26 protein-coding genes are annotated in these 25,621 nt (G+C 68.0%); 12 read left to right on the top strand and 14 right to left on the bottom strand.

What is annotated here, in order from left to right; all coding sequences use genetic code 11:
- Nucleotides 1–5: 5 nt before the first annotated feature.
- Complete coding sequence (locus tag ABDZ95_RS11075) at nt 6–281, bottom strand: metal-sensing transcriptional repressor (RefSeq protein WP_343793668.1); 276 nt, start codon at nt 279–281, stop codon at nt 6–8.
- 95 nt (nt 282–376) lie between these two features.
- On the opposite strand from ABDZ95_RS11075, the gene ABDZ95_RS11070 reads away from it, so the two are divergent.
- On the top strand, nt 377–1,705 hold the full coding sequence (locus tag ABDZ95_RS11070; RefSeq protein ID WP_343794293.1) for an MFS transporter: 1,329 nt from the start codon (nt 377–379) through the stop codon (nt 1,703–1,705).
- A gap of 2 nt (nt 1,706–1,707) precedes the next feature.
- Here ABDZ95_RS11070 and chrA read toward each other — a convergent pair whose 3' ends face one another.
- The 8 genes from chrA to ABDZ95_RS11030 form a co-directional block, all read right to left on the bottom strand.
- Nucleotides 1,708–2,949: a chromate efflux transporter gene (gene chrA, locus ABDZ95_RS11065; protein ID WP_343793666.1), complete on the bottom strand. Its 1,242-nt coding sequence runs from the start codon at nt 2,947–2,949 to the stop codon at nt 1,708–1,710.
- Nucleotides 2,950–3,137: 188 nt separating this feature from the next.
- Nucleotides 3,138–3,389 (bottom strand): hypothetical protein, encoded by a 252-nt coding sequence (locus tag ABDZ95_RS11060; RefSeq protein WP_343793663.1) that lies wholly within the window; start codon nt 3,387–3,389, stop codon nt 3,138–3,140.
- Between the two features lie 480 nt (nt 3,390–3,869).
- The gene (locus tag ABDZ95_RS11055) at nt 3,870–4,598 is read right to left on the bottom strand and encodes a HupE/UreJ family protein (RefSeq protein ID WP_343793661.1); all 729 of its coding nucleotides are present in this window, start codon (nt 4,596–4,598) and stop codon (nt 3,870–3,872) included.
- Nucleotides 4,595–7,771 (bottom strand): efflux RND transporter permease subunit, encoded by a 3,177-nt coding sequence (locus ABDZ95_RS11050; protein WP_343793659.1) that lies wholly within the window; start codon nt 7,769–7,771, stop codon nt 4,595–4,597. The genes ABDZ95_RS11055 and ABDZ95_RS11050 overlap by 4 nt, the downstream gene beginning before the upstream one ends.
- Nucleotides 7,772–7,785: 14 nt before the next feature.
- Nucleotides 7,786–9,042 carry an efflux RND transporter periplasmic adaptor subunit gene (locus tag ABDZ95_RS11045; protein WP_343793657.1) on the bottom strand — a complete coding sequence of 419 codons (1,257 nt, stop codon included), beginning with the start codon at nt 9,040–9,042 and terminating at the stop codon, nt 7,786–7,788.
- Nucleotides 9,039–10,190, bottom strand: a complete 1,152-nt coding sequence (locus ABDZ95_RS11040) for a TolC family protein (protein ID WP_343793655.1) — start codon at nt 10,188–10,190, stop codon at nt 9,039–9,041. Before ABDZ95_RS11040 ends, ABDZ95_RS11045 begins: the two co-directional genes overlap by 4 nt.
- 216 nt (nt 10,191–10,406) lie before the next feature.
- The gene (locus tag ABDZ95_RS11035; protein ID WP_343793653.1) at nt 10,407–10,955 is read right to left on the bottom strand and encodes a hypothetical protein; all 549 of its coding nucleotides are present in this window, start codon (nt 10,953–10,955) and stop codon (nt 10,407–10,409) included.
- 306 nt (nt 10,956–11,261) lie between these two features.
- Nucleotides 11,262–12,017, bottom strand: coding sequence for an SDR family oxidoreductase (locus ABDZ95_RS11030; RefSeq protein WP_343793651.1), 756 nt, complete (start codon nt 12,015–12,017; stop codon nt 11,262–11,264).
- 178 nt (nt 12,018–12,195) lie between these two features.
- Between ABDZ95_RS11030 and ABDZ95_RS11025 the strand changes: the two genes are divergently transcribed.
- Nucleotides 12,196–14,598, top strand: a complete 2,403-nt coding sequence (locus ABDZ95_RS11025) for a PAS domain-containing protein (protein WP_343793649.1) — start codon at nt 12,196–12,198, stop codon at nt 14,596–14,598.
- A gap of 7 nt (nt 14,599–14,605) precedes the next feature.
- Here the strand turns inward: ABDZ95_RS11025 and ABDZ95_RS11020 are convergent, their stop codons facing one another.
- Together ABDZ95_RS11020 and ABDZ95_RS11015 are read right to left on the bottom strand one after the other, a co-directional pair.
- Nucleotides 14,606–15,091 carry a VOC family protein gene (locus ABDZ95_RS11020; RefSeq protein ID WP_343793647.1) on the bottom strand — a complete coding sequence of 162 codons (486 nt, stop codon included), beginning with the start codon at nt 15,089–15,091 and terminating at the stop codon, nt 14,606–14,608.
- Between the two features lie 106 nt (nt 15,092–15,197).
- Nucleotides 15,198–15,620: a hypothetical protein gene (locus ABDZ95_RS11015; protein ID WP_343793645.1), complete on the bottom strand. Its 423-nt coding sequence runs from the start codon at nt 15,618–15,620 to the stop codon at nt 15,198–15,200.
- A 102-nt stretch (nt 15,621–15,722) separates the two neighbouring features.
- On the opposite strand from ABDZ95_RS11015, the gene ABDZ95_RS11010 reads away from it, so the two are divergent.
- Nucleotides 15,723–16,070 carry an ArsC family reductase gene (locus ABDZ95_RS11010; protein ID WP_343793643.1) on the top strand — a complete coding sequence of 116 codons (348 nt, stop codon included), beginning with the start codon at nt 15,723–15,725 and terminating at the stop codon, nt 16,068–16,070.
- A gap of 6 nt (nt 16,071–16,076) precedes the next feature.
- On the opposite strand, the gene ABDZ95_RS11005 is transcribed toward ABDZ95_RS11010, so the two are convergent.
- Nucleotides 16,077–18,212 (bottom strand): glycoside hydrolase family 3 N-terminal domain-containing protein, encoded by a 2,136-nt coding sequence (locus tag ABDZ95_RS11005; protein WP_343793641.1) that lies wholly within the window; start codon nt 18,210–18,212, stop codon nt 16,077–16,079.
- Nucleotides 18,213–18,442: 230 nt separating this feature from the next.
- On the bottom strand, nt 18,443–18,682 hold the full coding sequence (locus ABDZ95_RS11000; RefSeq protein ID WP_343793639.1) for a hypothetical protein: 240 nt from the start codon (nt 18,680–18,682) through the stop codon (nt 18,443–18,445).
- 194 nt (nt 18,683–18,876) lie between these two features.
- Between ABDZ95_RS11000 and ABDZ95_RS10995 the strand changes: the two genes are divergently transcribed.
- From ABDZ95_RS10995 to ABDZ95_RS10985, 3 genes are read left to right on the top strand one after another with little or no spacing between them, the layout of a single operon-like run.
- A complete protein-coding gene (locus tag ABDZ95_RS10995; RefSeq protein ID WP_343793637.1) occupies nt 18,877–19,284 on the top strand; it encodes a hypothetical protein in 408 nt (135 codons plus the stop codon).
- Nucleotides 19,285–19,311: 27 nt separating this feature from the next.
- Nucleotides 19,312–19,851 carry an RNA polymerase sigma factor gene (locus ABDZ95_RS10990; protein WP_343793635.1) on the top strand — a complete coding sequence of 180 codons (540 nt, stop codon included), beginning with the start codon at nt 19,312–19,314 and terminating at the stop codon, nt 19,849–19,851.
- A complete protein-coding gene (locus ABDZ95_RS10985) occupies nt 19,841–20,164 on the top strand; it encodes a hypothetical protein (protein WP_343793633.1) in 324 nt (107 codons plus the stop codon). The genes ABDZ95_RS10990 and ABDZ95_RS10985 overlap by 11 nt, the downstream gene beginning before the upstream one ends.
- Here the strand turns inward: ABDZ95_RS10985 and ABDZ95_RS10980 are convergent.
- A complete protein-coding gene (locus ABDZ95_RS10980; RefSeq protein ID WP_343793631.1) occupies nt 20,128–20,934 on the bottom strand; it encodes an endonuclease/exonuclease/phosphatase family protein in 807 nt (268 codons plus the stop codon). The genes ABDZ95_RS10985 and ABDZ95_RS10980 overlap by 37 nt on opposite strands.
- A 154-nt stretch (nt 20,935–21,088) precedes the next feature.
- On the opposite strand from ABDZ95_RS10980, the gene ABDZ95_RS10975 reads away from it, so the two are divergent.
- The 6 genes from ABDZ95_RS10975 to ABDZ95_RS10950 all read left to right on the top strand — a co-directional run bounded on the left by ABDZ95_RS10975 (nt 21,089) and on the right by ABDZ95_RS10950 (nt 25,610).
- Nucleotides 21,089–21,493, top strand: coding sequence for a DUF6249 domain-containing protein (locus ABDZ95_RS10975; protein ID WP_343793629.1), 405 nt, complete (start codon nt 21,089–21,091; stop codon nt 21,491–21,493).
- Nucleotides 21,494–21,518: 25 nt separating this feature from the next.
- On the top strand, nt 21,519–22,073 hold the full coding sequence (locus ABDZ95_RS10970) for an RNA polymerase sigma factor (protein ID WP_343793627.1): 555 nt from the start codon (nt 21,519–21,521) through the stop codon (nt 22,071–22,073).
- Nucleotides 22,063–22,473: a hypothetical protein gene (locus ABDZ95_RS10965; protein ID WP_343793625.1), complete on the top strand. Its 411-nt coding sequence runs from the start codon at nt 22,063–22,065 to the stop codon at nt 22,471–22,473. The genes ABDZ95_RS10970 and ABDZ95_RS10965 overlap by 11 nt, the downstream gene beginning before the upstream one ends.
- A gap of 58 nt (nt 22,474–22,531) precedes the next feature.
- Nucleotides 22,532–23,365, top strand: a complete 834-nt coding sequence (gene panB / locus ABDZ95_RS10960) for a 3-methyl-2-oxobutanoate hydroxymethyltransferase (protein ID WP_343793623.1) — start codon at nt 22,532–22,534, stop codon at nt 23,363–23,365.
- Nucleotides 23,366–23,445: 80 nt separating this feature from the next.
- Nucleotides 23,446–24,210, top strand: a complete 765-nt coding sequence (locus ABDZ95_RS10955) for a tetratricopeptide repeat protein (RefSeq protein ID WP_343793621.1) — start codon at nt 23,446–23,448, stop codon at nt 24,208–24,210.
- A 23-nt stretch (nt 24,211–24,233) separates the two neighbouring features.
- Nucleotides 24,234–25,610, top strand: coding sequence for a PQQ-like beta-propeller repeat protein (locus tag ABDZ95_RS10950; RefSeq protein ID WP_343793619.1), 1,377 nt, complete (start codon nt 24,234–24,236; stop codon nt 25,608–25,610).
- The last annotated feature ends 11 nt before the right edge of the window (nt 25,611–25,621 follow it).

Below are 25,621 nucleotides of genomic sequence, written 5' to 3'. Positions count from 1 at the left end.
GCGTCTCACAGATATTTGGTGATCTCTTTGAACTCGGCCATGGCCTGGCGAGCCTCGGTCGGATCGCCTTCGGCGGCATGGGCGAGACAGTGGTCGATGTGGTCGTGGATCAGCACCTTCTTGGCGGCGGCGACCGCCTTCTCGATGGCGTGGAGTTGCTGGGCGAGATCCAGGCAGGGCCGGCCGCTCTGCATCATCTGGATAACCGTATGCAGGTGGCCGTCAGCGCGGCGAAGACGTTTGATGATGTCCGGATGGGACGCGTGAGAGACGTGGGCCATGACGCTCGAATATCCCCCTGGGGAGGATGTTGCAACTATCCTCCCCAGGGGGATATGGTCGGGCGCGCTCGTGGCGCAGTCAAAGGAGCGCCGACCTGTTCTCTCCCCTTCGCCATCGCGCCTATCGCCATCTGTTCATCGCGCAGGTCGCCGCCCTTCTGGGGACGGGCATGGCCACCGTCGCCCTGGGTCTGCTGGCCCATGACCTGGCGGGCGCAGGCGCGGGCGAGATCCTCGGCGCCGCCCTCGCGATCAAGATGGTCGCCTATATCGGGGTGGCCCCCTTCGCCAGCGCCCTGGCCGCGAAACTGCCGCGCAAGGTCCTGCTGGTGTCCCTCGACGTCGTGCGGGCGGGGGTCGCCGCAGCCCTGCCGTTCGTGGGCGAAGCCTGGCAGGTCTATGCCCTGATGACCGTGCTCTACGTCGCCTCGGCGGCCTTCACCCCGGCCTTCCAGGCCATGATCCCAGACCTGCTGCCCGACGAGGGCGACTACACCAAGGCCCTGTCGCTTTCCCGGCTGGCGGCCGATCTTGAGAGCGTCGCCAGCCCGGTTCTCGCGGCCCTGCTGCTGGCGGTGATGAGCTACAACAATCTGTTCGTCGGCACGGCGCTCGGCTTCGTCGTCTCGGCCCTCTTCGTGGTGAGCGCGGCCCTGCCGGCCCTGTCCCGGGCGCAACCGCTGCCCTTCGTGCGGCGGCTCACCGGCGGCCTGCGCCTGTTCGCCCTGACCCCGCGTCTGCGCGGATTGATGGCGATCAGCATCGCCGAGGCCGCGGGAGGGGCGATGGTGTTCGTCAACACCGTCGTCCTGGTGCAATCCCGCTTCGGCCTGTCGGGCCAGCACAGCGCCTGGGCCCTGGCGGCCTTCGGCCTGGGGTCCATGGGCGCCGCCGTCGCCCTGCCGCGTCTGCTCACGCGCGTCTCCGATCGCGCCGCCATGCTCTGGGGCGCGGTCATCATGACGGGCGTCCTGCTCGCGGGATCCGTCCTGGCCACGCGCTATGTCGTGTTGCTCGGGCTGTGGGCCGTGATGGGCATAGGCTATTCGCTGACGCTGACCCCGGCGGGTCGGGCATTACGCCGGTCGTCCAACGCCGAGGACCGGCCAGCCCTGTTCGCGGCCCAGTTCGCCCTGTCTCACGCCGCCTGGCTAATCGCCTATCCGGTGGCCGGTCTGGTGAGCGCCGCCGCCGATCCGAGCGCGGCCTTCCTCGTGCTGGCCGGCCTTTGCGCGATCGGGACCGGGTTGGGGTTCGTGATCTGGCCGGCGAACGATCCTGCGGACCTTCCGCACGTCCATGACAATCTGAGCGCGGGGGACGCGCATCTGGCCGACGCCGAGAGGACCGAGGCCGGGGCGGCGCATGCCCATCCGGTCGTCATCGACGACAGCCATCCGCGTTGGCCCAGGCGTCCGGACTGAGGTCAGAGGCGGAGAAGCACGACCCCGGCCAGTCCAGCGGCGGCGAGGATGACCGGCGGCGCCAGCTTGCTCTTCCAGACCCCGTTGGCGACGAAGGCGGCCACCAGGATCGCTCCCAGCACTGCGCCCTGGCTGAGAGGCGTCAACAGGCCGACGACCAGTTGCAGGGCGGTGACGGCGATCAGGCCGACGACCCCGGCCGCGACACCTTCCAGCAAAGCCTTCACGGCGTCCATTTCGACCAGGGTCTCCAATCGTTCGTAAAAGACCAGCGAGAAGGCGAAGGCGGGCAGGAAGATGCCGGCGGTGATGGCCAGGGCGCCGGGCGGGCCTCCGGCCACATAGCCGATGAAGGTCGAAAAGATGATCAGCGGCGCGGGCAGGACGCCGGACAAGGCGAGGCCGTCGAGGAACTGGCCGTCTCCCATCCAGCCATGGGCCGTGGCGTCGTTGCGCAGGAACGGGATGGCGGTGTAGGCGCCGCCGAAGGTCAGGAGGCCGGCCTTCAGTCCCGACAGGAACAGGATCCGCGGCGCCACGGACCCAGGCGAGGTCGCGACAAAGTCGAGCGACGCCCTGGCGATCTGTTCTGGCGTCGTCACTCGAATGGCCAAAGCCGCCGCCACGGCGAGCGTCGCGACGCCGACGGCCCAGCCGCGGCGGCCCGATGCGGCCAGGGCATAGACGATCCCCGCCGCCGGCAGGGTGAGCCAGAAGCTGACCCCGGCCAGGGCGGCGGCGGCGCTGGCGAGGCCGACGCCCCAGAGCCAGCGGTCGATGAGGATGTGTCGGCCGATCCGGTGCACCGCGCGAAGGATCAGGGCGATCACGGCGGCCTGGACGCCGAGAAAGGCGGCGCCGACCCAGGCGCGGTCGAAGTCGATCCGGAAATACAGCCACGACAGGATCATCATCAGGACGAAGCCGGGCAGCATGAATCCCAGGCCGGCCAGGACCCCGCCCCATCGCCCCTTGGCCCGCATGCCGAGGTGGACGCTCAGTTCATGCGCCTCCGGGCCGGGCAGGACCTGCATCACGGCCAGCAGGCGATTGAAGCGGGGGCCGGACATCCAGCCTTCCTCTTCGATCAACTCGCGGCGAAGCATGGCGATCTGGGCGACCGGTCCGCCGAAGGCCATGGCGCCGAACTTGAGGAAGCGCAGGAACAGGGCGCCGTAGGACAGCGGGGGCGGTGAGGGCTCGGGCTCGGTGAGCGCGGGATCAGTGGGTGAAGGATGGTACATGCACGCGCTCCTCGCCGCACGACTGTGCGGATGGAGCGGGACTTGGGCGGAAGCCGCCGACACCGGGCGCCCGCGAAAGGCCCGGACATCCTTTGTATCAGCAAATCGGCGCTCGGGAAGAGGCCGCCCGCCGCTTCCACCTCCTATCCTTTGGAGGCCGAAGAGACGGGCGGTTGTGTCGGCTCAGCCTATTCGACGAACTCGACGCGCTCGTAAGCGCCCCGGGTCACCAGGGTGATGGTCACGGCCTCGTCGCCGCGATTGCGCCAGAACCAGCCGTGCTTGCCGTCGAAGGCGGCGACCAGCACGCCCTGGACGCGGGTGTCCGTGCCCTTGCCGTAGCCATGGTAGGAAATCCCCCGCCCGTCGCCGTGGGTGTCGTAGTTCACCGCCCCGCCGTTCGTCGACCAGGTGAACTCGGCGCGCTCGCCCTCCTTCATGGTCAGCTTGATCTCCGCGCCCTCGTCGGGCTCGAGCGTGAGGCTCGTCCGGTCCGATCGGACGGCCGTCGCCGGCGCCGTTGCGGGCGCCGGCGGNNNGGCGCCGGCGGCGCCGCGGTGGCGGAGGCGGGCGCAGCGGTTTCGGCCGGAGCCGCGGCTGGCGGGGCGACCGTCGGCGGGACGGCGGTCCCGGCCGGGGCGGCGAGCGGCGTGGTTGCGACCGTGACCGCCTCGGGCGCGGCGCCGGCCTCCTCGGCCGCGGCTTCGGCGGCGAGCTGCTGCTTGATCCGGCCCATTTCGGTCAGACCGAGAAGAGAGCCGACCCGCGTCGGATCGACCCCGTATTCCGCCGGGAGGACGACGGTGACGAGGAGGGCCGAGGCGACGACCACGGCGATGCCGGTGGACTTCAGCAGTTTGGCGGTCGAGGGCAGTTCGGACGCGTCGGGTTTGTTGGCGTTGTACATTTCAGGTCTCCGGTCAGGCGACGAAGAAGCCGACGAGCTGATAGCCCGCCAGGATGAAGCCGAGGGTCATGAGGACGACGTTGGCGGCGTAGGCGTGCCGCCAGAAACCGGTCGTCTTCCTCCAGAAGCCCATGACGATGAGGATGGCGCCCAGGGCCAGCAGCTGGCCGGCCTCGACGCCGATGTTGAAGGCGATGAGGTTGCCGATCAGGCCGTCGGACGAGAGCTGGAAATCCTGCAGCTTGGTGGCCAGGCCGAACCCGTGGACCAGGCCGAAGATCAGCGTCGCCGCCTTGGTCGAGGGCTGGAAGCCGAACCAGCGCTGCCAGGCGCCCATGTTGTCGAGCGCCTTGTAGACGACCGACAGGCCGATGATCGCGTCGACCAGATAGCTGGAGACGCTGATGTCGGTCAGCACGCCCAGCAGCAGGGTGGTGGAGTGGCCGACGGCGAACAGGGTCACATAGAGGCTGATGTCCTTCATCCGGTAGAGGAAGAAGATCACCCCCAGCAGGAACAGCAGGTGGTCGTAGCCGGTGACCATATGTTTGGCCCCGAGATAGACGAACGGCCAGAACAGGAAGCCGGACGTCTCCTGGATGTAGCCCTTGTCGCCCTCGGCGACGCCGTGGGCCAGGGCGACCGTGAGCAGGCCGTTCAGGAACAGGATGAACAGCCCCAGCAGGAGGACGCCGGGGGGCGTCCTCAGCCAGGCCGTCCAGCGAGGGATCGCGGCGGTCATGCGTTACTCCGATTGAAGGGAAGACGGGAAAGCCAGCGGCGCGGGGCGCCGTCGGAACGGGGCGGACGGCCGTGGACGAGGCTGTAGAGGGCCGGCAGGACCAGCAGGGTCAGGATCGTCGAGGAGATGATCCCGCCGATGACCACGGTGGCCAGCGGGCGCTGGACCTCGGCGCCGGCCCCGACGTTGAGCGCCATCGGCACGAAGCCGAGGCTGGCGACCAGGGCCGTCATCAGCACCGGCCGCAGCCGGGTGAGGGCGCCCTCGCGGATCGCCTCGGACAAAGGTTTGCCCTCGGCGATCAGGGTGCGGATGAAGCTGACCATGACGACGCCGTTGAGCACGGCGACGCCGGACAGGGCGATGAAGCCGACCGCCGCCGAGATCGACAGGGGCAGGCCGCGCATCGCCAGGGCCGCGACCCCGCCGGTCAGCGCCAGGGGCACGCCGGAGAAGACGATGGCGCTGTCCTTGACCGAGCGGAACAGGGCGAACAGCAGGCCGAAGATCAGCAGCAGCACCACGGGCACCACCAGTTGCAACCGCTTGGCCGCCGAGATCAACTGCTCGAACGTGCCGCCGTAGCTGATCCAGTAGCCGGCCGGGACCTCGACCTCGGCCCCGACCTTCTCCTGGACCTCAGCGATGAAGGATCCCAGATCGCGGCCTCGCACATTTGCGGTGACCACCACGCGGCGCTTGCCGTCCTCGCGGCTGATCTGGTTGGGCCCTTTCTCGACGACGACGGTGGCGATCTCCTCCAGTGGCACGAAGGCGGTCCCGCCGGAGCCGGGGACCGGGATGCGCAGGCGGCCGATGGCCTCGGTGTCCTCGCGCAACGTCTCGGGCAGGCGCACCACCACGTCGAAGCGGCGGTCGCCCTCGAACACCTGACCGGCGACGACACCGCCGATCGAGGCCGAGACGACCTGCTGGACGTCGTCCATGCTGATCCCGAGCCGCGCCAGGGCGGCGCGGTCCGGGGTGATCTGCAGGACCGGCAGACCGGTGACCTGTTCGACCGAGACGTCCTGCGCCCCCTCGATGCCGCCGATCACGCCCTCGACGGCGTTGCCGACCTCAAGCAACTGGTCGAGGTCGTCGCCGAACACCTTGATGGCGACGTCGGCGCGGACGCCCGAGAGCAGCTCGTTGAATCGCATCTGGATGGGCTGGGTGAACTCGTAATTATTGCCAGGGATCTGGGCCACGGCGGCCTGAAGTTCGGCCAGCAGCTCGGTTCGCGGCTTGCGGGGATCGGGCCAGTCCTCACGGTCCTTCAGCATGATGAAGGTGTCGGCGACCGAGGGCGGCATCGGATCGGTCGCCACCTCGGCCGTGCCGATCTTGGCCACCACCCGTTCGACCTCCGGGAACTGCGCGATGCGCCGCTCCAGGGCCGTCTGCATTTGCACCGCCTGGCTGAGCGAGGTGCCGGGAATGCGCAGGGCATGCAGGGCGATGTCGCCCTCGTCGAGGTTGGGGATGAACTCCGACCCCATCCGGCTGGCGCCAAGGGCCGCGATCGCCACCAGGGCGACGGCCACGGCGACGAAGGCCACCCGCAGCCGCAACGCCATGTCCAGCGCTGGCTGGTAGAAGCGCCGCGCCCCGCGCATGACGAAGCTGTCCTTTTCCTCGACCTTGCCGGTGACGAACATCGCCACCGCGGCCGGGACGAAGGTCAGCGACAGGACGAGGGCGCAGGTCAGGGCGATGACGACGGTGATCGCCATCGGGTGGAACATCTTCCCCTCGACCCCGGTGAGGGCGAAGATCGGCACATAGACGAGGGTGATGATCAGCACCCCGAACAGGGACGGCCGGATCACCTCGCCTGAGGCCGAGGCCGCCAGTCCGAACCGTTCCTCGCGCGTCAGCAGCCGGCCCAGCCGGTGCTGGGTCTCGCCGAAGCGCCGCAGGCAGTTCTCGACGATGATGACCGCGCCGTCGACGATGAGGCCGAAGTCCAGCGCGCCCAGGCTCATCAGATTACCCGACACCCCGGTGCGCACCATGCCGGTGATGGTCATCAGCATAGTGATCGGAATGACCGCGGCGGTGATCAGCGCCGCGCGGATGTTGCCGAGCAGCAGGAACAGCACGACGATAACCAGCAAGGCCCCTTCGAGCAGGTTCTTCTCGACGGTGTGGATGGCCCGATCAACCAGATCGGTCCGGTCATAGACCGGCACGGCGCGGACGCCGGCGGGCAGGGCCCTGGCGGCTTCGTCGAGACGGGCGGCCACGGCCTGGGCCACGGTGCGGCTGTTCTCGCCGACCAGCATAAACACCGTGCCGAGCACGACCTCTCGGCCGTCCTCGGTGGCGGCGCCCGTCCGCAGTTCCTCGCCCATCACCAGATCGGCCACATCGGCCACCCGTACGGGCACGCCGTTGCGGTTGGCGACGATGATGGCCCCCAGGTCTTCAAGGCTCTCGGCTTGGCCGGGGACCCGGACCAGATACTGCTCGCCGTAGCGTTCCACATAGCCCGCGCCGACATTGGCGTTGTTGCGGTTCAGGGCCTCGACGACCTCGGCCATGGTGACGCCGTAGGCGACCAGTCGGTCGGGCCAGGGCGTGACGTGATACTGCCGCTCGAAGCCGCCGATGGTGTTGACCTCGGTGACGCCGGGCGTGTTGCGCAGCTGCGGCCGGATGATCCAGTCCTGCAGGGTGCGAAGGTCCTCGGGCGTGTACAGCTCGCCGTCGGGACGACGCGCGCCCTGTTCGGCCTCGATCGTGTACATGAAGATCTCCCCCAGACCCGTGGCGATGGGGCCGAGCTCGGGCGTCAGGCCTTCCGGCAGCTGTCCACGCGCCGCCTGCAGCCGTTCATTGACCAACTGGCGGGCGAAGTAGATGTCCGTACCGTCGGCGAAGACGACCGTGACCTGGCTCAGGCCGTAGCGCGAGACCGAGCGCGTGTACTGCAGCCCCGGCACGCCCGCGATAGCGGTCTCGACCGGGAAGGTGATCCGCTGTTCGGACTCCAGCGGGGAGAAGCCGGGGGCTTCGGTGTTGATCTGGACCTGGACGTTGGTGATGTCCGGGGTCGCGTCGATCGGCAGGCGCTGGAAACTCCAGACGCCGACCGCGCAGGCCAGGATGACGAGCGCCATGACGATCCAGCGAAAGCGGATCGACAGCGCGATGATGCGTTCGAGCATGACGGTTCGAGCCCCTAGTGATCGTGGCTCGCGCCGGACTTCTCGACGTCCGCGCGGATAAGGAAAGCGCCGTCCACGACGTATTCGACGCCGGGATCGATGCCGCCGAGGACTTCGGTCCATTCCGGGGTGCGGCGACCCAGCTCCAGCATCCGCACCTCATAGGTCGTGCCGAAACGGGCATAGACCACGGTGAAGTCGCGGAAGGGCTGGAGCGCCTTGGTGCGAACGGCCAGGGGAACCTCGCCGGCGCCCACCTGCACCACGCCCGAGACCCCCAGGCCCGGCCGCCAGACCCCGCCCTGAAAGGGCAGGTCAACGTGGGCGATCAGCACCTGGCTGGTCAGGTCGGTCGAGGGCAGGACCGCCTCGATCCGTCCGTTGAAGGTGTAGTCGCCCGCCAGGCTCTTCACCGTCACCGGCTGGCCCGCCCGGACCCGTTCGGCGTCGCGCGGATAGAGCAGGAACTCGGCGTGCAGCCGGGTCGGGTCGCCGATCATCAGCATCGGCTCGCCCGAGCCGGTGATGGAGCCGACATTGACGTTCTTGGCGACGATCATGCCCGAGATGGGGGCGGTGATCGCATAGGTCTGCAGGCTCTCGCTGGACTCGACCCGGGCGATGACCTGGCCGCGCGAGACGCGCGTGCCGAGCTGGACGTTCAGGCTCATCACCCGACCCGGATAGCGGGCGTGGACTTCAGCCTGGCCTTCCGGGGTGATCTCGACCCGGCCGGTCAGAGGCAGGGTCTCGCCCAGCACGGCGGGGCCGACCCGCTCGACGGTGACGCCGCCGGCGCGGGCGGCGTCCGCCGCGATGGTCGTGCGGCCCTCATAGGAGGCGTAGGTCCAGCGGTGCTGCGCGCCGGCATGGGTAGCCGTGACCGCCACGTCGAACGAGTGCGGCTCCGACACCACGCCGGGTCCGGTCAGATAGTCGTTCTCGGGCGTGAAGGCGAAACGGTCCGTCTTGGGGCCGAGGCGGCCCAGGGTGATGGCCGCCTGGACCTGACGCGGGTCGATCGGCTTATCCTTGAGATAGGGATACAGCCGGAACAGCGGCTCGGGCCCGTCCTCATAGATGGTCACCTCCAGGGCGAAGTCGCCGTCCCGCAACATGCGACCGCGGTGCGGACCGCGTTCGTAGTCCGCCGCAGCGGCTTCGCCCTCGGCCTTCTCGGCGGGGGCGCCCTGGCCGCAGGCGGCGACGCCGGCGGCGAGCGCCATCAGGGAGACGGCGATCAGCCGCCGGGAAACGAGGGGAGGGGTCATGGTTGGATCTCCAGGCCGAGCAGGCCGGCATGCGCGCCGGTCAGCCGGTCAAGGCGGGCGCGGTCGATATGGAATTGCTGGAGCACCGCGACGCGGCGAGCCCGGCTTTCGAGAAGGGCCGAATGGGCGCTCATCACGTCGTTGTAGGTGAAGCCGCCCCGGGCGAAGCCCTCGCGGACGAGCGACACCGCCCGTTCGGCCTGCGGCAGGATTTCCTCGCTGATGCGGCGAGCCTCGCTGGCCCTCGACAGAAGCAGGACCTGCAGCCGGGCGATCTCCCGTTCCCGGTCGATGCGGAAGGCGTCCAGATCGGCTTGGGCGGCCGTGCCCTCCGCGCGGGCGCGGTCTATGGCGCCGACATTGCGATCATACCGCTGCAGCGGAATGGAGCCGCCGAACACCAACGAGAGGTCGTTGTCCCAGATGTGCCGGAGCCCGACGCTGACGGTCGGATCCGGAATGGCGCGCGCTTCCTCGACGCGCACCTGGGCGTCGGCGATACCGCGCTGGGCGAGGAAGACGTCCAGATCGATCTGGGCCACGTCGCCGGCGACGACGCGTGAGGCGCTGGTGTCCTCGAAGGCCGCCGCCCCGACGCCGAAGTCGGCCGGTCCGTCCCAGAACTTGGCCAAGGTGACCCGGGCGACCCGGACTTCGATCTCCGCCTGGTCGAAACTGATCTGGGCCTGGGCCAGTTCGGCTTCGGCGCGGGCGCCGGCGAACAGCGGGTCGCGGGCGGCGTCGACACGGCGCTGCACCTGGACCTGGAACTGTTCCGCCAACTCCAGGCGCTCGCGGGCGATCTCCAGCCTGGCTTCGGCGGTCAAGACCTCCGTCCAGGCCCGTTGCACCGCCTCCAGCCGATCCAGTTGCCGGATGCGGGCGTTGGCGACGACGAGCAGGCCCTCGCTTCGCGCCAGGTCGACGCGAGCCGGCCGGTCGCCGCCCCGTTCGATCCGCTGCTCGTAGCTGATCGTCGTCTCGGTCCTCCCGAGAAGGTCGCCGCCGCCGACAGTCGGCAGGTTCTCGACCATCAGGCCGAGCGTGGGGTTGGGGCGAACGTCCGCCTGGCGGACGCCGGCTTCGGAGGCCCGGGCGCGCGCTTCAACGCCCGTGCGGGCCGGGTCGGCCGCAGCGGCCCGGCGCAAGGCCTCATCGAGAGGGAGCGGGCGCGCAGGCGCGCTCGCCGGTGACTGGGGCGACGCCTGGGCGAACGCCTGCACCGACGGCAGAGCCGTCGAAAGGGTGAGCGCGAGGGCCGATACGGCTCCACGGCGCGCCCACGATCCGGCTGGGCCGGACACGGGATGTCTCAAGGGTGGTCTCCAAAAACAGGGCGCACGCGGCCGAGCGGCCGCGCAGGATCAGACGATCAGGCGCTGCTGTTTTGGAGGGTGAGATGGGCCGTCGCCTCGGACTCCGGGCGGAGTCAGGCCGGGCGTCGGGCCGAGATGGGCGGACGTCGAGATCACGGTCTCGGTCGGGTGGACGGGCGTCGCCAGAGCGACATGCACATCGCCGCCGCTGTGGTGGTGATGGTTGATGGGCGCATCGCCGCCGGGCGTGTCGGCGACGTCAAACGCGGGGGCGTCGGTCGTCGGAGAGGGATCCGTCTGATCGTGCTCATGGTCGTGATCATGATCGTGGTCGATCGAAGCGGCCTCGGCGTAGGACACGCCCGGAAACTGCAGACCGTGTTCGATCCGATGCTGGGTATTGATCACGCCATGCGCCTGCAGCGCGACCATGATGGTCACGCCGAGGCAGACGCAGAGGAGGCGAAGCGATTGCGGCAATAGAATTCCCCGATCTTCGCCGACTAGGGGGAATCGAGTGATGGCGCAACGACCGGGTCGTCGCAGTCGATGTTTTAAGTCGGCTTTGTCGCGCGGCGCTTCAGGTCGGGACTTCATTGGCTCCCGTTGCGAATCCGGAGAAGATCCCGCAAGCTGCGCTCCTCTGGAGATGACGGTCAAATGGTGATCGAGGGTCTCGAAGTTTACGGATCTGAACGCATCGGCAAAAGCGGTTCCGAAATCTTCAATAGACCGCGAAAGACTTCGACATCACGCAAATTTTATTGATTAGAAATTCGCCAGTGTTTTCAACATCTCTAGATCTGTTCGGTTTACGGATCGGTTTGCCGTTTGGCGATCAACAAAAAACCCAAAACATTCAATGTTCTGGGCTGATTTCTGTAATCGAGTGGGAGTGAGGCCTCAGGCCTCAGCCGCCCAGGTGACCGCGTCGGGTCCGGCCGGGAGCATGGTCGGACAATCCGGATCGGTGGCGGCGCGATAGATCGCCTCCGCTACGTCCTGCGCCACGGTGACCGTACCGCCGGCCGCGGCCTGCATCATGGCCAGTGTCTTCTGCGTGTATTCGGCATAGGCCTCGGGGACACCTCCGGCGCCGATGACCTGACCGCGGGCGCTGTCGGCGAAGGCGGTGGTCGGCGCGAGGCCCGGCAGGACGACGCGGGCGCGTATGCCGAAGGGCTTCAGCTCCAGATCGGCGGACTCGGTCAGGGCGTTCATGGCCGCCTTGCTGGCGCGATAGACCGACAGCAGGGGCAGGGGCTTGTAGGTCGAGCTTGAGCTTAAGTTCACGATCACGCCCGAGCGACGCTCGCGCATGGCCGGCAGCACCGCCTGCATCATGGCGATGGTCCCGAACAGGTTGGCGTCGAAGATGTTGCGGACAGTCTCCATCGGCGTGCCCTCGATGGCGTTCAGCCAGCCGATGCCGGCGTTGTTGACCAGCACGTCGATCGGGCCGACCATCTTGATGGCCGAGGCGATGCTGGCGGGATCGGTCACGTCGAGCGGGAGCACGCGCAGTCGGTCCGAGACGGGCAGGGTGCTCGCGGCCGGATTGCGCATCGTGGCGATTACGGCCCAGCCCCTGTTGAGGAACCAGAGCGCGGTCTCGCGACCAAAGCCGGTGGAGCAGCCGGTGATCAGAACGGTCTTCATGACGGGCCTCTGTGAATTCAACGGCGGGGTGAGTTCTGCCCCGCATCTGGCTCGCGTATCGGTTTAGCTTGCGGATGTAAGGTTGTATGTTGTTGTGTAACGCAATTTTCGTGCGCTGATAACGAAATAGGCAGCTTTGCAGGCGTAGGTTTCCGACACTGACCGAGAGCCTGTGTCGATGAACGAAGCCGAACGCCTGACCTCCCTGCGATCCCTGCGTGCGATCAACACGCCGGCCGATCTCGCCACCGAGGGCGCGGTTCGGCTGGCGGCGCATCTGCTGGAATGCCCGATCGCGCTGGTCACCCTGATCGACGAGGCGATGCAGTGGTTCAAGGCGAGCCAGGGCGTTGGCGTCTGCTCGACGTCGCGCCACGAGTCCTTCTGCACCCACGCCCTGTCGCTGCCGGCGCATGGGGTGATGGTGGTCGAGGACGCCACGCGGGATCCACGCTTCGCCAACAATCCCAATGTCACCGGCGGCATGGGCGTGCGCTTCTATGCGGGGGCGCTGCTGACGGCGTCGGACGGCGCAAACCTCGGCACCCTGTGCGTGATCGATACCGCCCCGCGCGGGACGCCGGACGACGAAACGCTGGCGCGGCTGAGCGATCTGGCCCGGCTGGTGGTCTCGGATCTGGAGCGGTCGCGGGCCGAGCGGTTGAGCCGCGAGAACCAGCACATGCTGGCCATGGTGGAGGGCCTGTCGGGTGTCGGCCACTGGCGTGTCGATATGGTCAGCGAGAAGGTCCACTGGTCGGACGAGGTCTACGCGATTCACGGCCTCCGCCGGGAAAGCTTCAGCCCGACGTTCGAGCAGGCCGTCGCCTTCTATCCGGAGGCGGATCGCGAAATACTGTCCGAGTACTGGGCTCAGACCATGGCCGGCGAGGGGCCGTTCTCGGTCGAACTGACGATCAATAGGGCTGACGGGACCCCGCGACGGGTGATCGCCAAGGGCGCCGCCGAACTGGGGAGCGAGGGGCAGCCGCCGTCGGTGTTCGGGGTCTTCCAGGATGTGACGGCCCAGCGCGAGGCGCTCGAGGTCGTCGAGCGCAGCCGCACCCGATACAAGCTGCTGGCCGACAATGCGGCTGACGTCATCGCGCGCGTGAAGCTGGACGGGTCGTCCGACTACATCTCGCCGGCCGTCGAACGCCTGCTGGGCTGGACGCCGGCGGAAATGGCCGGGCGTTCGGCCGACAGCTTCGTGCATCCGGATGATCGGGACCGCCTGCGCGAAACCTTCGCCGAAATGGCGGCGGGCCGTGGCGCAGCGACGCTCGAGCACCGGTTGCTGCATCGCGAAGGGCATACCGTCTGGGGCGAGACGCGCCTGCGACTGGTCCGTGACGCGGCGGGCAAGCCGGTCGAAACCGTCGTGGTCATCCGCAACATCTCGCGGCGGAAGGTGCTGGAAGAGCAATTGCAGCAGGCGCGAGTGGCCGCCGAAACCTCGGCCGCGGTGAAGGCCGAGTTCTTGGCGAACATGAGCCACGAGCTGCGCACACCCCTGACCAGCATCATCGGCTTCACCGGCCTGACGCTGGAGCAGGAACTGCCGGACCGGGCGCGCCACTTCATCACCCGCGTGGACAACGCCGGCCGCGCCCTGCTGTGCACGGTCAACGACATCCTCGACTTCTCCAAGCTGGAGGCCGGGGAGGTCGTGATCCGTCCGCAGCCGGTCGACATCGAGGCGCTGGCGCAGGGCACGCTGGATCTGTTCACGCCGCAGGCCGGGGCCAAGGACCTGCACCTGAAGCTGGAGTCCGACACCGGTCAGGCGGCGATCGTCGCGGACCCGGACCGCCTGCGTCAGATCATGCTGAACCTCGTCGGCAATGCCGTGAAGTTCACCTCGCACGGCGGGGTGAGGCTGGAGGTGCGCTGGAGCGCGGGCAACGAGCGCCTGCGGATCGCCATCCACGATACCGGCGAAGGCCTGTCGCCCGAGAAGCTGGCGCGTTTGTTCCGTCGCTTCTCTCAGGTCGATGGCGCCCAGAACATGGGACAGTCGGGCACCGGCCTGGGGCTGGCGATCTGCAAGGGCTTGGTCGAGGCCATGGACGGAAACATCGGCGCCGACAGCGTCGAGGGGCAGGGCAGCACCTTCTGGTTCGAGATCCCCGCTCCGGCCGCCGAACGCGAGGTCCAGCCGGCCACCACGCCCATCGCGGCGGTCGAGGTCGGCGGGATCTCGGTGCTGGTCGCCGACGACCATCCCGCCAACCGCGAGCTGGCGCGGGCCTTCCTCACGGGAATGGGCGTGACGGTGGACGACGCCGTGGACGGCCTGGCCGCGATCGAGCAGGCGGGTCGCAAACGCTACGACGTCATCCTGATGGACATGCGGATGCCTCATCTGGGCGGCCGGGATGCACTGCGTCGGATCCGGGACGGCAAGGGGCCGAACCGGGATACGCCGGTGCTGGCCTATACCGCCGACGCGGGCGACGGGGTGGACGAGGCGCTGCTGCGCGACGGCTTCTGCGGGACGGTGTCCAAGCCGGTCGGGGCCGAGGCCCTGATCCGAGCGGTAGCCGAGGCGCTGGAGCAGGGCAGGGCGCTCGCGGCCTGAAGCGGGCTCAGCCCTTCGCCGCGGCCTCCAGCCCGGCGATGTCGAGCTTCTTCATCTCCATCATCGCGTTGAAGACGCGCTGCTTCTGCGCCGCGTCGCCCTCGGTCATGAGTTCGATCATTCGGCGCGGCACGATCTGCCACGACAGGCCCCAGCGGTCCTTGACCCAGCCGCACTGCTCGGAGCCCGGCACGGCCGACAGGGCGGTGAACAGGCGATCCACCTCGGCCTGATCATCGCACATGATCTGGATGGAGAAGGCCTCGCTGAGCTTGAACATCGGGCCGCCGTTCAGGATCGTGTAGCGCTGGCCCGCCAGCGTCACCTCGACCGTCAGGACCTGACCGGCCCGGCCGTCCGGGAAGTCCGCCGGCGCATGGATGATGGTCTCGATCCGCGAGTCCGGCAGCAGCGAGACGTAGTAGTTCGCGGCCTCCTCGCCGTCCTTCTCGAACCACAGGCTGGGAATGAGCTTCTGATCGAAGGCGGACATGAGCGGTCTCCCTGTTGTTTGAGGTTGAATTAAACTTAATGGTTAAATGAGTCAACCGGCTGGAGTCTGCGCGACGCGGGCCTGTCGCCGAGGGGTGCGTGAGAGGTCAGCGCGAGGCGTTCGATCCCGCAAGTTTCAGGTGGCGCTCGCTGCTCCGGATGAACATGATCCACGAGATCGTTGCGGCGATCAGCGCAAGGTGACCGAAACCGGCCTTGGTCGAAAAAGGGGCGGCGATGAACAACAAGGCGAACACGACACCGTAGGAGACGAGCGCGGCCAGCATCCAGCATGAGCTCTCAACCAGAAACCTGCGCCGTGCGTCTGCGGGGACGGATGAAACGTCATAGTGAGGCAGCGTCCCCTTACCCGCAAAGGCGAGGGCGGCTATCACGAGCATCGCCGTCATGATGGGACCGGCATAGACAGGCGGCAACAGCAGCCCGGCGGACAGGGGAATGAAACCGGCCAAGGCGCCGATTTTCAATCTGCCGAGAAGCGCTTCCCTTGAACGGATCCCGAGCTGCATCATGCCTCCTCACTGATCTCCCCTCATGGATAGATCAGAAGAATCCGTATCACGGCAAGTCAGCGCAAAGAGCCGCGCGCGACCAGAGAGTATCGAACTTTCATGACCCACACCCTCTACGGCATCCCCAACTGCGACACCGTCAAGAAGGCCCGCGTCTGGCTGGACCAGAACGGCCAGGCCTACGCCTTCCATGACTACAAGAAGGCCGGGATCGATCGGGAGACGCTGAAGGGCTGGGTCGAGGCGCACGGGTGGCAGGTGGTTCTGAACCGGGCGGGCACGACGTTCCGCGCCCTGCCGGACACGGACAAGGCGGATATTGATGCCGACAAGGCGATCGCGCTGATGCTGGCGCAGCCGTCGATGATCAAACGGCCGGTGCTGGACTTGGGCGACCGCACGCTGGTGGGCTTCAAGCCGGAGCAGTATGCGGCCGCGTTCGGCTGAGTCCGATCAGCCCAGAGTGAACTGGGCCGGCTCGCCGGCCTGGGCGTCCGGGGCCAGCCAGACGTCGAACAGACCGGGCTCCAGCGTCATGCGCAGGTCGCGGCCCATGAACTGCAGGTCCTCGGGCTTCAGCGTCATCGACACCTCGACCGAGCGACCGGCGGGCACCGACACGCGGCGATACGCCTTCAGCAGCCGCACCGGCTGGGTGATCGAGGCGACGCGGTCGCGGATATAGAGCTGGACCAGTTCCGAGGCCTCGCGGTCGCTGTCGTTGGTCAGGGTGGCCGTGGCGGTGATCTGGCCGGTGCGGGCCATGGTAGCCGAGGACAGGGTCGTGGCCGAATAGCTGACCGTGCCGTAGCCGAGGCCGAAGCCGAATGGATACAGGGCCGCGTGCGGGACCTCGCGGAACTTGGAGGTGAACTCCCGGTCTGTAGGCTTTGACGGGCGACCGGTCGCCTTGTGCGCATAGTAGAACGGCGACTGGCCTGAGCGGAACGGGAAGCTGACCGGAAGGCGGCCCGTCGGCTGGTGGTCGCCGAACAGCACGTCGGCGATGGCGTTGCCGCTCTCCGAGCCGAGGAACCAGGTGACGAGGATGGCGTCGGCGTCCTGAACGACCGGCGCCAGCTCCATGCCGCGGCCGTTGCGCAGCAGGACCACGACCGGCTTGCCCGTGGCGGCGACAGCCTCGGCCAGCGCCAGCTGCGGGGCCGGGATGCCGATGTCGACGCGCGACTTGGACTCTGCCGACATCTCGCTGGACTCGCCGATGGCCAGCAGGACGACGTCAGCGGCGTTGGCGGCGGCGACGGCGGCCTCGATGCCGCCCTCGAGCGCATCCTCGACATCCGAGCCCTTAACAACGGTCAGATCGGCGTCGGCCCCGACAACGGCGCGCACGCCTTGCTCGATCGAGACAGCCAGATCGGTGTCCTTGAAGATGGACCACGGGCCGAAGACGTCGGCCCGGTCGCCGCCGAACGGCCCGATCAGGGCGATCTTCTTCCCGGTCTTCGGCAGGGGCAGGGCGCCGCCCTCGTTCTTCAGCATGACGATCGACTTGCGACCGGCCTCGCGGGCCAGGGCAAGGTGATCGCGGCTGCCGTGCACGCGACGCTCGGTCTCGACGTCCGAGCCGCGGTACGGGTCCTCAAACAGGCCCAGCGCGGCCTTGGTCATCAGGACGCGGCGGACAGCCTGATCGACGCGCGACATCGGCACGTCGCCAGACTCGACCAGTCCCGGAATGTGCTCGAGGTAAAGGCCGCTCTTCATCGACATGTCGACGCCGGCCATCAGGGCGATGCGGGCTGCGTCACGGCCGTCGGCGGCGAAGCCGTGGGCGACCAGTTCGGCCTCGGAGGTGTAGTCAGACACCACGAAGCCGGCGAAGCTCCACTCGCCGTGCAGGATGTCGGTCAGCAGCCATTCGTTGCCGCTGGTCGGAATGCCGTTCAGATCGTTGAAGGCGCTCATGACCGAAAGGGCGCCGGCGTCGAGGGCGGCCTTGAACGGCGGCAGATAGACCGAGCGGAGCTCCAGCTCGCTCATGTCCGTCGAGTTGTAGTCCATCCCGGCTTCGGCCGCGCCATAGGCGGCGAAATGCTTGGGCGTGGCGACCAGCGACGACCAGTGGGTCAGGTCATCGCCCTGGAAGCCCTTGGTGCGGGCGGCGGCCAGCAGGTTGTTCAGCAGCACATCCTCGCCGGCGCCCTCGACCACGCGGCCCCAGCGCTGATCGCGCGCGACGTCGACCATGGGGGCATAGGTCTGGTGCACGCCCGAGGCGCCGCCCTCGACGGCCGCGGCGCGCGCCGTGCGCTCGGCCAGGTCGAGATCCCAGCTGGCGGCTTCGCCCAGCGGGACCGGGAAGGTGGTGCGCAGGCCGTGGACGATGTCGGCGGCGAACAGCAGCGGAATGCCGAGGCGGCTTTCCTTGATGGCCAGATCCTGAACCAGACGGGTCGTCGAGGCGCCGACGCCGTTGAACAGGGCGCCGATGCGACCGGCCTTGATGTCCTCAGCCGTCTGTTCCTGGTTGGCGTCAAGGGCGTCGCCCGGGTTCACGCCCTCGGGGCGCCAGCGGAACGGATCGTTCTGCAGATTCAGCTGTCCGGCCTTCTCCTCGATCGTCATGCGCGCGATCAGCGCGTTTACACGATCAAGGTTATCGCGGGCCTGCGCCGTCGCGATTCGCGGCGCCATCATCATTCCAGCCGCCATCAGCCCCCCCGCGAGCAGCAATCGACGGACAGGATCAGGGCGAGTGTTTGTGGGCATGTAACCGGTTCCAATGACATTGCCGGAGAACTACCTGCCCACATCGCTCAAGCCTACCGTATCCGAGATCACAACCCGTTGCGTCGTCACCCTTCGACGTGCGTCTCGGGGCGATCATGCCCGTCCGCGCGCTCGGTGATCCAACGACCCGAGGCGTCAGCATATTCTATCAGGGAGTCTTCGTCAGGCACCTTTTGCTCTCGAGCGGCGGCCGTGGCTGCGGCGCGGGCGAGTTCGGCATCGGGATAGGTCTCGGAGTAGGTCTGGCCGAGCTGATACGCCCAGCCGCCGTCGTGCTCGACGATACGATAGGTGATCTGGACCATGGTGTTTCTCCTGTTGCGGGGAGGTCAGGGGCTCAGAGCCAACGCGGCTGCGCATGGGCCGGTTGCGACGCGCCCGATCCCGGCTTGACCGTTTCAGCATGCTGACGAAGAAATTCCGTCCGGTCGCATCCATGCGGGCGAACGGCGGCGACTACAGGACAAAGGGCGGGCGTCGGGCTCGCGGGAGAAAGACAATGGTCCAACTGTTCTATCAGTTCTGGTGGCTCATCTTTCCGGTCGGCTTCATGCTGGCGGGAGCCTTCAACAGCTTCCTCGGCTACAGACGCCAGAAGGACGCGCTGAATCTGCTGCGCACCTACGCCGAGAAGGGACAGGAGCCGCCCGAGGCGCTTCTGAAGGTGCTGCAGCGCCCTTTGGACGATGACCCGTGGACCGGAGGCTCGGCCTCCGCTCCGCGGCAGCCCGCCAACTACTGGTCGCTGTTCGGCCTGTTCACGGCGCTGAGCGCCGGTTTCATCGGCGCGGGCTACTATACCGACATGGATGGCGGCAGCGGCGCCTTCACCATCGTGGCCTTCGTGATGGGCGCAGTGGCGGTCTGGGCCCTGATCAGCGCCCTGACCACCCGTAAGGACCGGTGACGGAGGGAGCCGGGGGAGACGCGGAGCGTGCAGGGGGCGCTGTCCGATGCGGAGCTGGTGGGCCGGGCGCTCGCCGGTTCCGATCAGGCGTTCTCGCGTCTGGTCGAGCGGCATCAGGCCGCCGTGCGCGCCTTCCTGCGCCGGTTCCTGGGCAGTGGCTGGGCCGAGGCCGACGACATCGCGCAGGAAGCCTTCCTGACCGGCTGGTCCAGCCTGCGCACGCTGAAGGATCCTGCGGGCTTCCGACCATGGCTGTGCGGGATTGCGTGGCGCAAGGCGCAGGACCGGATCCGCGGCGCGCGGCGCGGCGCGGCGCGGGATGCAGGCTGGCTGGAGACCATCGACCCGCCGGCCGGAATCTCCGCCGAAGAGAAGATGGCCCTTGCCGATGCGATGAGGGAACTGCCCGAAGAGGTTCGGGCCTGCGTCGCACTGTGTCTGGCCGACGGCTGGTCGCACGGGGATGCGGCGGCGGCGCTGGGCTTGCCTTTGGGGACGGTGAAGTCCCATGTTTCGCGCGGACGGGCGCGACTGCTGAAAGCGCTCGGAGGACCCGATGACGCCTGAACAGAAACTCGACGCCCTGTTCGCCGCCGACGCGCCGCCCGCGCGCGACTATGCGTTCGAGGCGGATGTGGCCGAGCGGATCGCCCGCCGGCGCGCGTGGCTGACGGTCGTGGCGCTGTCGCCTTGGGCCCTGATCGCAGGCATCGTGCTGTGGGCGCTGCAGCCGGTTCTGGCCGGGCTGTCCATCGAACTGGCCGTTCTGATCCAGCCGCTGGCCCTCGTGCTGGGCGCCAGCACCGTTGCGGTTGGGGTGGGTTTGTGGGCCGTGACCGGCCTTCAGCGCAGGGTGACGGTCGCCGCCACGCCGAAGTGATCCGACGGATATTCGCCGTTCGTCGGCGTGTTCCCCAGCAGCGACCATGACCCCGGCGCGAAATGCGCCGCCTCGGCGAAGATGTGATCGATGACCCGGTCGGGGTGATTCTTCGCCGGATTAAGCGTGGTCGGGACCGCGTTTCGCGGCATGGCGCTGAAGAAGCGCTCGCCGGTCAGGACGTTCAAACCGGCATCCTCCTGAACCGCGTTGAAGTCGCCCATGGCGATCAGGGGCGTGCCGTCGTGAGGAAGCCATTGCATCAGGTCGGCGATCTGACGCGCGCGAACCGGCGCGGCGTCCGCCTGCCAGGCCAGGTGGGTGTTGACGATATCGATGGCGCGTCCGTCGAAGGACACCCGCGCGCGCAAGGCCGTGCGGTAATCGTCCAGCGGCTCCAGCTTTTTCCAGTCGTGCGCCAGCACCGGCAGGCGCGACAGGATCGCGTTGCCGTAGCGCCGGGGCGCGCCCTCGGCGTCGGTCGAGCAGAAATGCATTTCGTAGCCGCCCAGCGCCTCGGCGATGGTGCGGGCCTGGTTCGGCAGGTTGACCGCCGCGTCCTCCAGCACCTCCTGCAGGGCGATGACGTCGGCGTCGGCGCTGCGGATGGCCTCGATCAGCAGGGGCTGGCGCGCTGTCCAGTCGCCGAGATTGTGCCAGATGTTGAAGGTGACCAGCTTCAGCGGTCGGCCGCCCGGCGCGCCGGTCGTGGCGCAGGCGGCCAGCGGAGCGGCGGCGAGGCCGGCGAGGAGAGAGCGGCGATCCAGCATGGCGATTCCTCTGCTTTGGCCGGCGTTGTAGCCGGGTCGGTGCGCCTTACGAAAGTTTCACGCGGCTTTGCGCATCCATAGCTACGTCCCGGCGCCTCTTGTCGTCAGAAGGCCGCAGCGTCAGGCTCCGGCTCACAGGACAAGGGGACTAATCATGGAAGACTTCATCCCGATCTTCGCGATCTTCGCCGTCTTCGGCACCATCACGGCCATCATTGTTGGACCGACCTGGCTGAAGAGCAAGGAGAAGCGCGAGATGCAGGCCACCCTGCGCCATGCGATGGACAAGGGGCAGGAGCTGCCCGCCGACGTCATCAACGCCCTGACCCAGGACGTTCAGCGCAATCTGCCCTCGCGGACCCGCGACATCCGCCGCGGCGTAATCTGGCTGGCCATCGGCATCGGCATGGCGGCCTTCGGCTACATCACCGGCGGCAGCTTCGGCAACGACTGGGACGGCAACAACTTCGACACCGGCATGCTGGGTCTCGCCGCCATCCCGACCACCATCGGTCTGGCCTTCATCGTCCTGAGCTTCTTCAACAAGAACAAGGACTGAGGCGGGCCAGGACAGGGGACGTCTCATGGCTCAGGCCTTGATGGATCGACACGATGTCGAGCTCGCCGCCTCCGCGGCGGCGGGTGGACGTCGGGAGTTCGGCGAGCTGGTGCGTCGGCACGGCACGGCGGTTCGCGCCCTGCTGCGCCGCATGGGCGCCCAGTCCGCGCTGGCGGACGACATCGCCCAGGACGCCTTCATCCAGGCGTTCGAGCGGTGCGCCGAGTTTCGGGGAGAGGGAACATTCGCCGCCTGGGTCAAGCGCATCGCGGCCCGGCTCTACATCAAACGGGTGGCCAAGGAGGCGCGCTACGTCGCCGAAACCGCGAACGAGGAGGAGGGCCATCAGCCCGACCCTTCCGGCCGGGTCGATCTCGACGAGGCGCTGAAGGCTCTGAGCGAGCCGGAGCGTCTGTGCGTTTCCCTGTGTCACGGGGCGGGCATGGCCCACTCCGAGATCGCAACCGCCCTGAATTTGCCACTCGGCACGGTGAAGTCACATGTCAAACGTGGTCTGGATAAACTCCGTGCGCGGCTGCAGCCCGCGGACGGGATGGGGAGGGCGCAGCATGTCGGCTGACGAATTCGATCCCGATATCGAGCGCCTGTTCGCCCGAACGCCCTCCATGCCCGACGCGGCCCTGTTCACCGCCGAGGTCGAGCAGCGGCTCCAGAAGGGGTCGGCGGTTCGTTCGATCGCCCTGGCGCTGGCCGGGGTCGTCGGCGGCGTGATCGCGGTGCGCGAAACCCTGACGGTCAACTTCAACTCCGACGGCGCCTCGGCGACCGGCGCTCTGGAGCAGGGGCTGCGGACGATCTCGGTCAATGGCCAGAACGCGATGCAGTCGGGCCTGAGTTCGGCCGGTCTGGGCGGGCTGGATCTGGGCGCGATGGGCGGGATGCAGATGTTCTGGATCGTCGCGGGCGGCCTGATCGCCCTCGCGGCGGCCGGGGTGATGCGCCTGTCGCAGGAAGTCTGAGGTGACGGGGAGGGCGTAGGCGGCTATCCAGCCTCTTCAGCAGCCTGGAGCCCTCCCCATGTCCAGCCAGACGCAGGATACCGCCCGCCGGGTGACCGTGCCCGACATTCGGGGACGCAAGGGCGGCGAGCCCATTGTGATGCTGACCTGCTACGACGCGCCGTCGGCCACCATCATGGATCCGCACTGCGACATCCTGCTGGTCGGCGACAGCCTCGGCATGGCGGTGCATGGCATGACCAGCACCGTCGGCGTGACGCTGGACATGATGATCCTGCACGGTCAGGCTGTCATGCGCGGCGCCAAGCGGGCCATGGTCGTGATCGACATGCCGTTCGGCAGCTACGAGGCCGGGTTCGAGACCGCCTATGCCAACGCCGCGCGGGTGCTGAAGGAAACCGGAGCCCAGGCCGTGAAGGTCGAGAGCGGCCCGACCGCGCCGGCGACCATCGACTATCTGGTGAAGCGTGGCGTCCCGGTGATGGGCCATGTCGGTCTGCTGCCCCAGTCCATCAACATTGATGGGACCTTCAAAGCCAAGGGGAAGGACGAGGCGGAGTACGCTCGCATCCTGCAGTCGGCGCATGACACAGCCAACGCCGGCGCCTTCTGCGTCGTGATCGAGGGCGTGGCCGAGAGGCTGGCGCGGGAGATCACCGAGGCCATCGACAAGCCGACGATCGGCATCGGGGCCTCGGCGGCCTGCGACGGTCAGGTGCTGGTGTCTTCCGACATGCTGGGCATGTTCGACTGGACGCCGAAATTTGTTCGCCGCTATGCAGGCCTGCGTCAGGAGATCGACAACGCGGTCGCCACCTACGCAGAAGACGTCCGATCCCGCCGTTTTCCTGCCGAAGTCGAGACCTACTTCTCGAAAAAGCCGGTGGCGTAGCAAAGGCTGCGTTGCGGGGGCGCGACGGACCCTCTAGGGTCCGCGCGGACTGAATTTCAGCGATTTGGGGCGAGTTTTTCGTGGTTGATGTCTTCGATCAGGTCGAGGAGGAGCTTCGCTCCGACCGCTACAAGCGGCTGGCCCGCACCTGGCTGCCCGTCGTGGGCGGCGTTCTTCTGGTCGCCCTGATCGCCGCTCTGGCGTGGTGGGGCTGGGACAGCATGCAGACCTCCAAGGCCGACAAGGCCTCGATCGCCTACGAGCGCGGCCTCGAATCGCTGGAGGCCAACAACCCGGTCGGCGCTGACGCGGCGTTCGCCCAGGCGGCCAAGGAAGGCAACGGCGCCTACAAGGCCATGGCCCTGATGCATCGCGCCGATATCGCCGTGAAGCAGAACCGTATCCCCGAGGCGATCGCCCACCTCGACGAGGCCGCCAAGGCGTCGCGCGATCCGCTGCTGGCCGACAACGCCGCACTCAAGGCCGCGTGGCTGGCCATGGATACCGCCTCACTGGAAGACATTCAGGCGCGTCTCGAGCCGCTGGCCGACGCCAAGCGCCCGTTCAGCTCCTTCGCCCGTGAAGCCCAGGCCATGGCCCTGCTGCAGCACGGTCAGGCCCCGCAGGCGCGGGAAATCCTCGTCGTGCTGAAGAACGAGCTGGGCACGCCCCAGGCCGTCAGCCAGCGCGCCGATGTGGCCATCGCCGCAATCGACGGCGGTGCGGCTGCAAACATCAAGGCGATCCGTGATCGTGCGGCTGCAGCGCCCGCTGCTCCCGCCGCTCCCGCTGCGCCTCAGGCGGCGCCGGCCCCGGCCGCCGCTCCGGCTCCGGCCGCCCAGTGATCACAGCCTCCAGGACGCCCGTCATGAATCGCGTGCTCAAAGTCGCCCTGCTGTGCGGTCTGGCCGTCACCGTCGCTTCCTGCGGTTCCGTTCGACGGGCCCTGCCTTTCGGCCTCGGCGGAAGCGACGAGCCGCGCGCCACCGCGACTGCGGGCGAGCGCATCTCCGTTCTGGAGTTCGACCAGCAACTGGCGCCGTCTGCGGCCCTGTCGGGACGCGACTTCTTCGTTCCGGGTCCCCAAGCGGCTACGGCGTGGACGCAGCCCGGCGGCAACGCCGAGAACGCGATCGAGCATGTCATCGGGGCGCAGGAGTTCACCGTCGCCTGGCGCCGCAACATCGGCGCAGGCTCGGCGCGTGACCGGCAGGTGATGGCTCCTGTCGTCGCCGACAGCGGCCAGGTCTTCGCCATGGATGGCGAGTCCTCCGTCAGCGCCCTCGACGCCTCCAGCGGCGCGCAAGCCTGGCGCACGAATGTCCGTCCCGAAGGACGCGAACGTGGCGGCTTCGGCGGCGGTATCGCCGTCGGCGGCGGCAAGGTCTTCGTTGCATCCGGCTATCGCACCATTTCGGCGCTGGATCAGGCGACCGGCCAGGTCCTGTGGACCACGCCGGTCGATGTGCCGGTGCACGGCGCGCCGACCGTGTCGGGCAGCCGCGTCTTCGTGGTCGATGTCGAGAACCAGATCGTCGCCCTCGACGTGAATACGGGACGCCAGGAGTGGTCGTACCGCGGCATTCCGGAACCGGCTCGCATCATGCGGGCGGCCAGCCCGGCAGTCACCGGCGACACGGTGATCGTGCCTTTCTCATCGGGCGAAGTGGTCGCCTTGCGCGCCTCGACCGGTCAGGCGCTGTGGAATCAGGTGCTCTCGCGCACCAGCCGCACCAGCGCCCTGTCGGAACTGCGCGATATCGCCGGCCGTCCGGTGGTCAGCCGTGGTTTCGTGTACGCGGTCGGTCACTCGGGCGTGATGGCGGCCATGGACGCCCGTTCGGGCCAGCCGCGCTGGCAGCTGCCGGTCGCCGGCGTCAACGCTCCGCTGCCGGTCGGCGACGTGGTGTATGTTGTGTCCAAGAGCGGCGAACTGAGCGTCATCAACCGCGAATCCGGTCAGGTCTACTGGACCCGCAACCTGAATGAAGGCCGCATCCGTCAGGAAGGCGGCTTCCTTGGCTTCTGGGATCGCACGGTGACCCCGGAATGGTCGGGTCCGCTGCTGGCCTCGAATCGTCTGCTGCTGGTGAATTCGGACGGCGATCTGGTCGCCTTCGATCCGAAGACCGGAGCCCAGACGGCTTCCCTGAAGCTCGGCGCCGGCTCGTTCATCGCTCCGGCGGCCTACAACGGCTCCGTCTTCGTCCTGACCGACAAGGGCGATCTCGTCAGCATCCGCTGACGGGAACCCAC

Source organism: Brevundimonas kwangchunensis, from assembly GCF_039523815.1.
In the GTDB taxonomy this organism is placed as follows: Bacteria; Pseudomonadota; Alphaproteobacteria; order Caulobacterales; family Caulobacteraceae; genus Brevundimonas; species Brevundimonas kwangchunensis.
The sequence above is the reverse complement of the archived record's forward strand: the minus strand, read 5'-3'. Positions and strand labels throughout refer to the sequence as shown.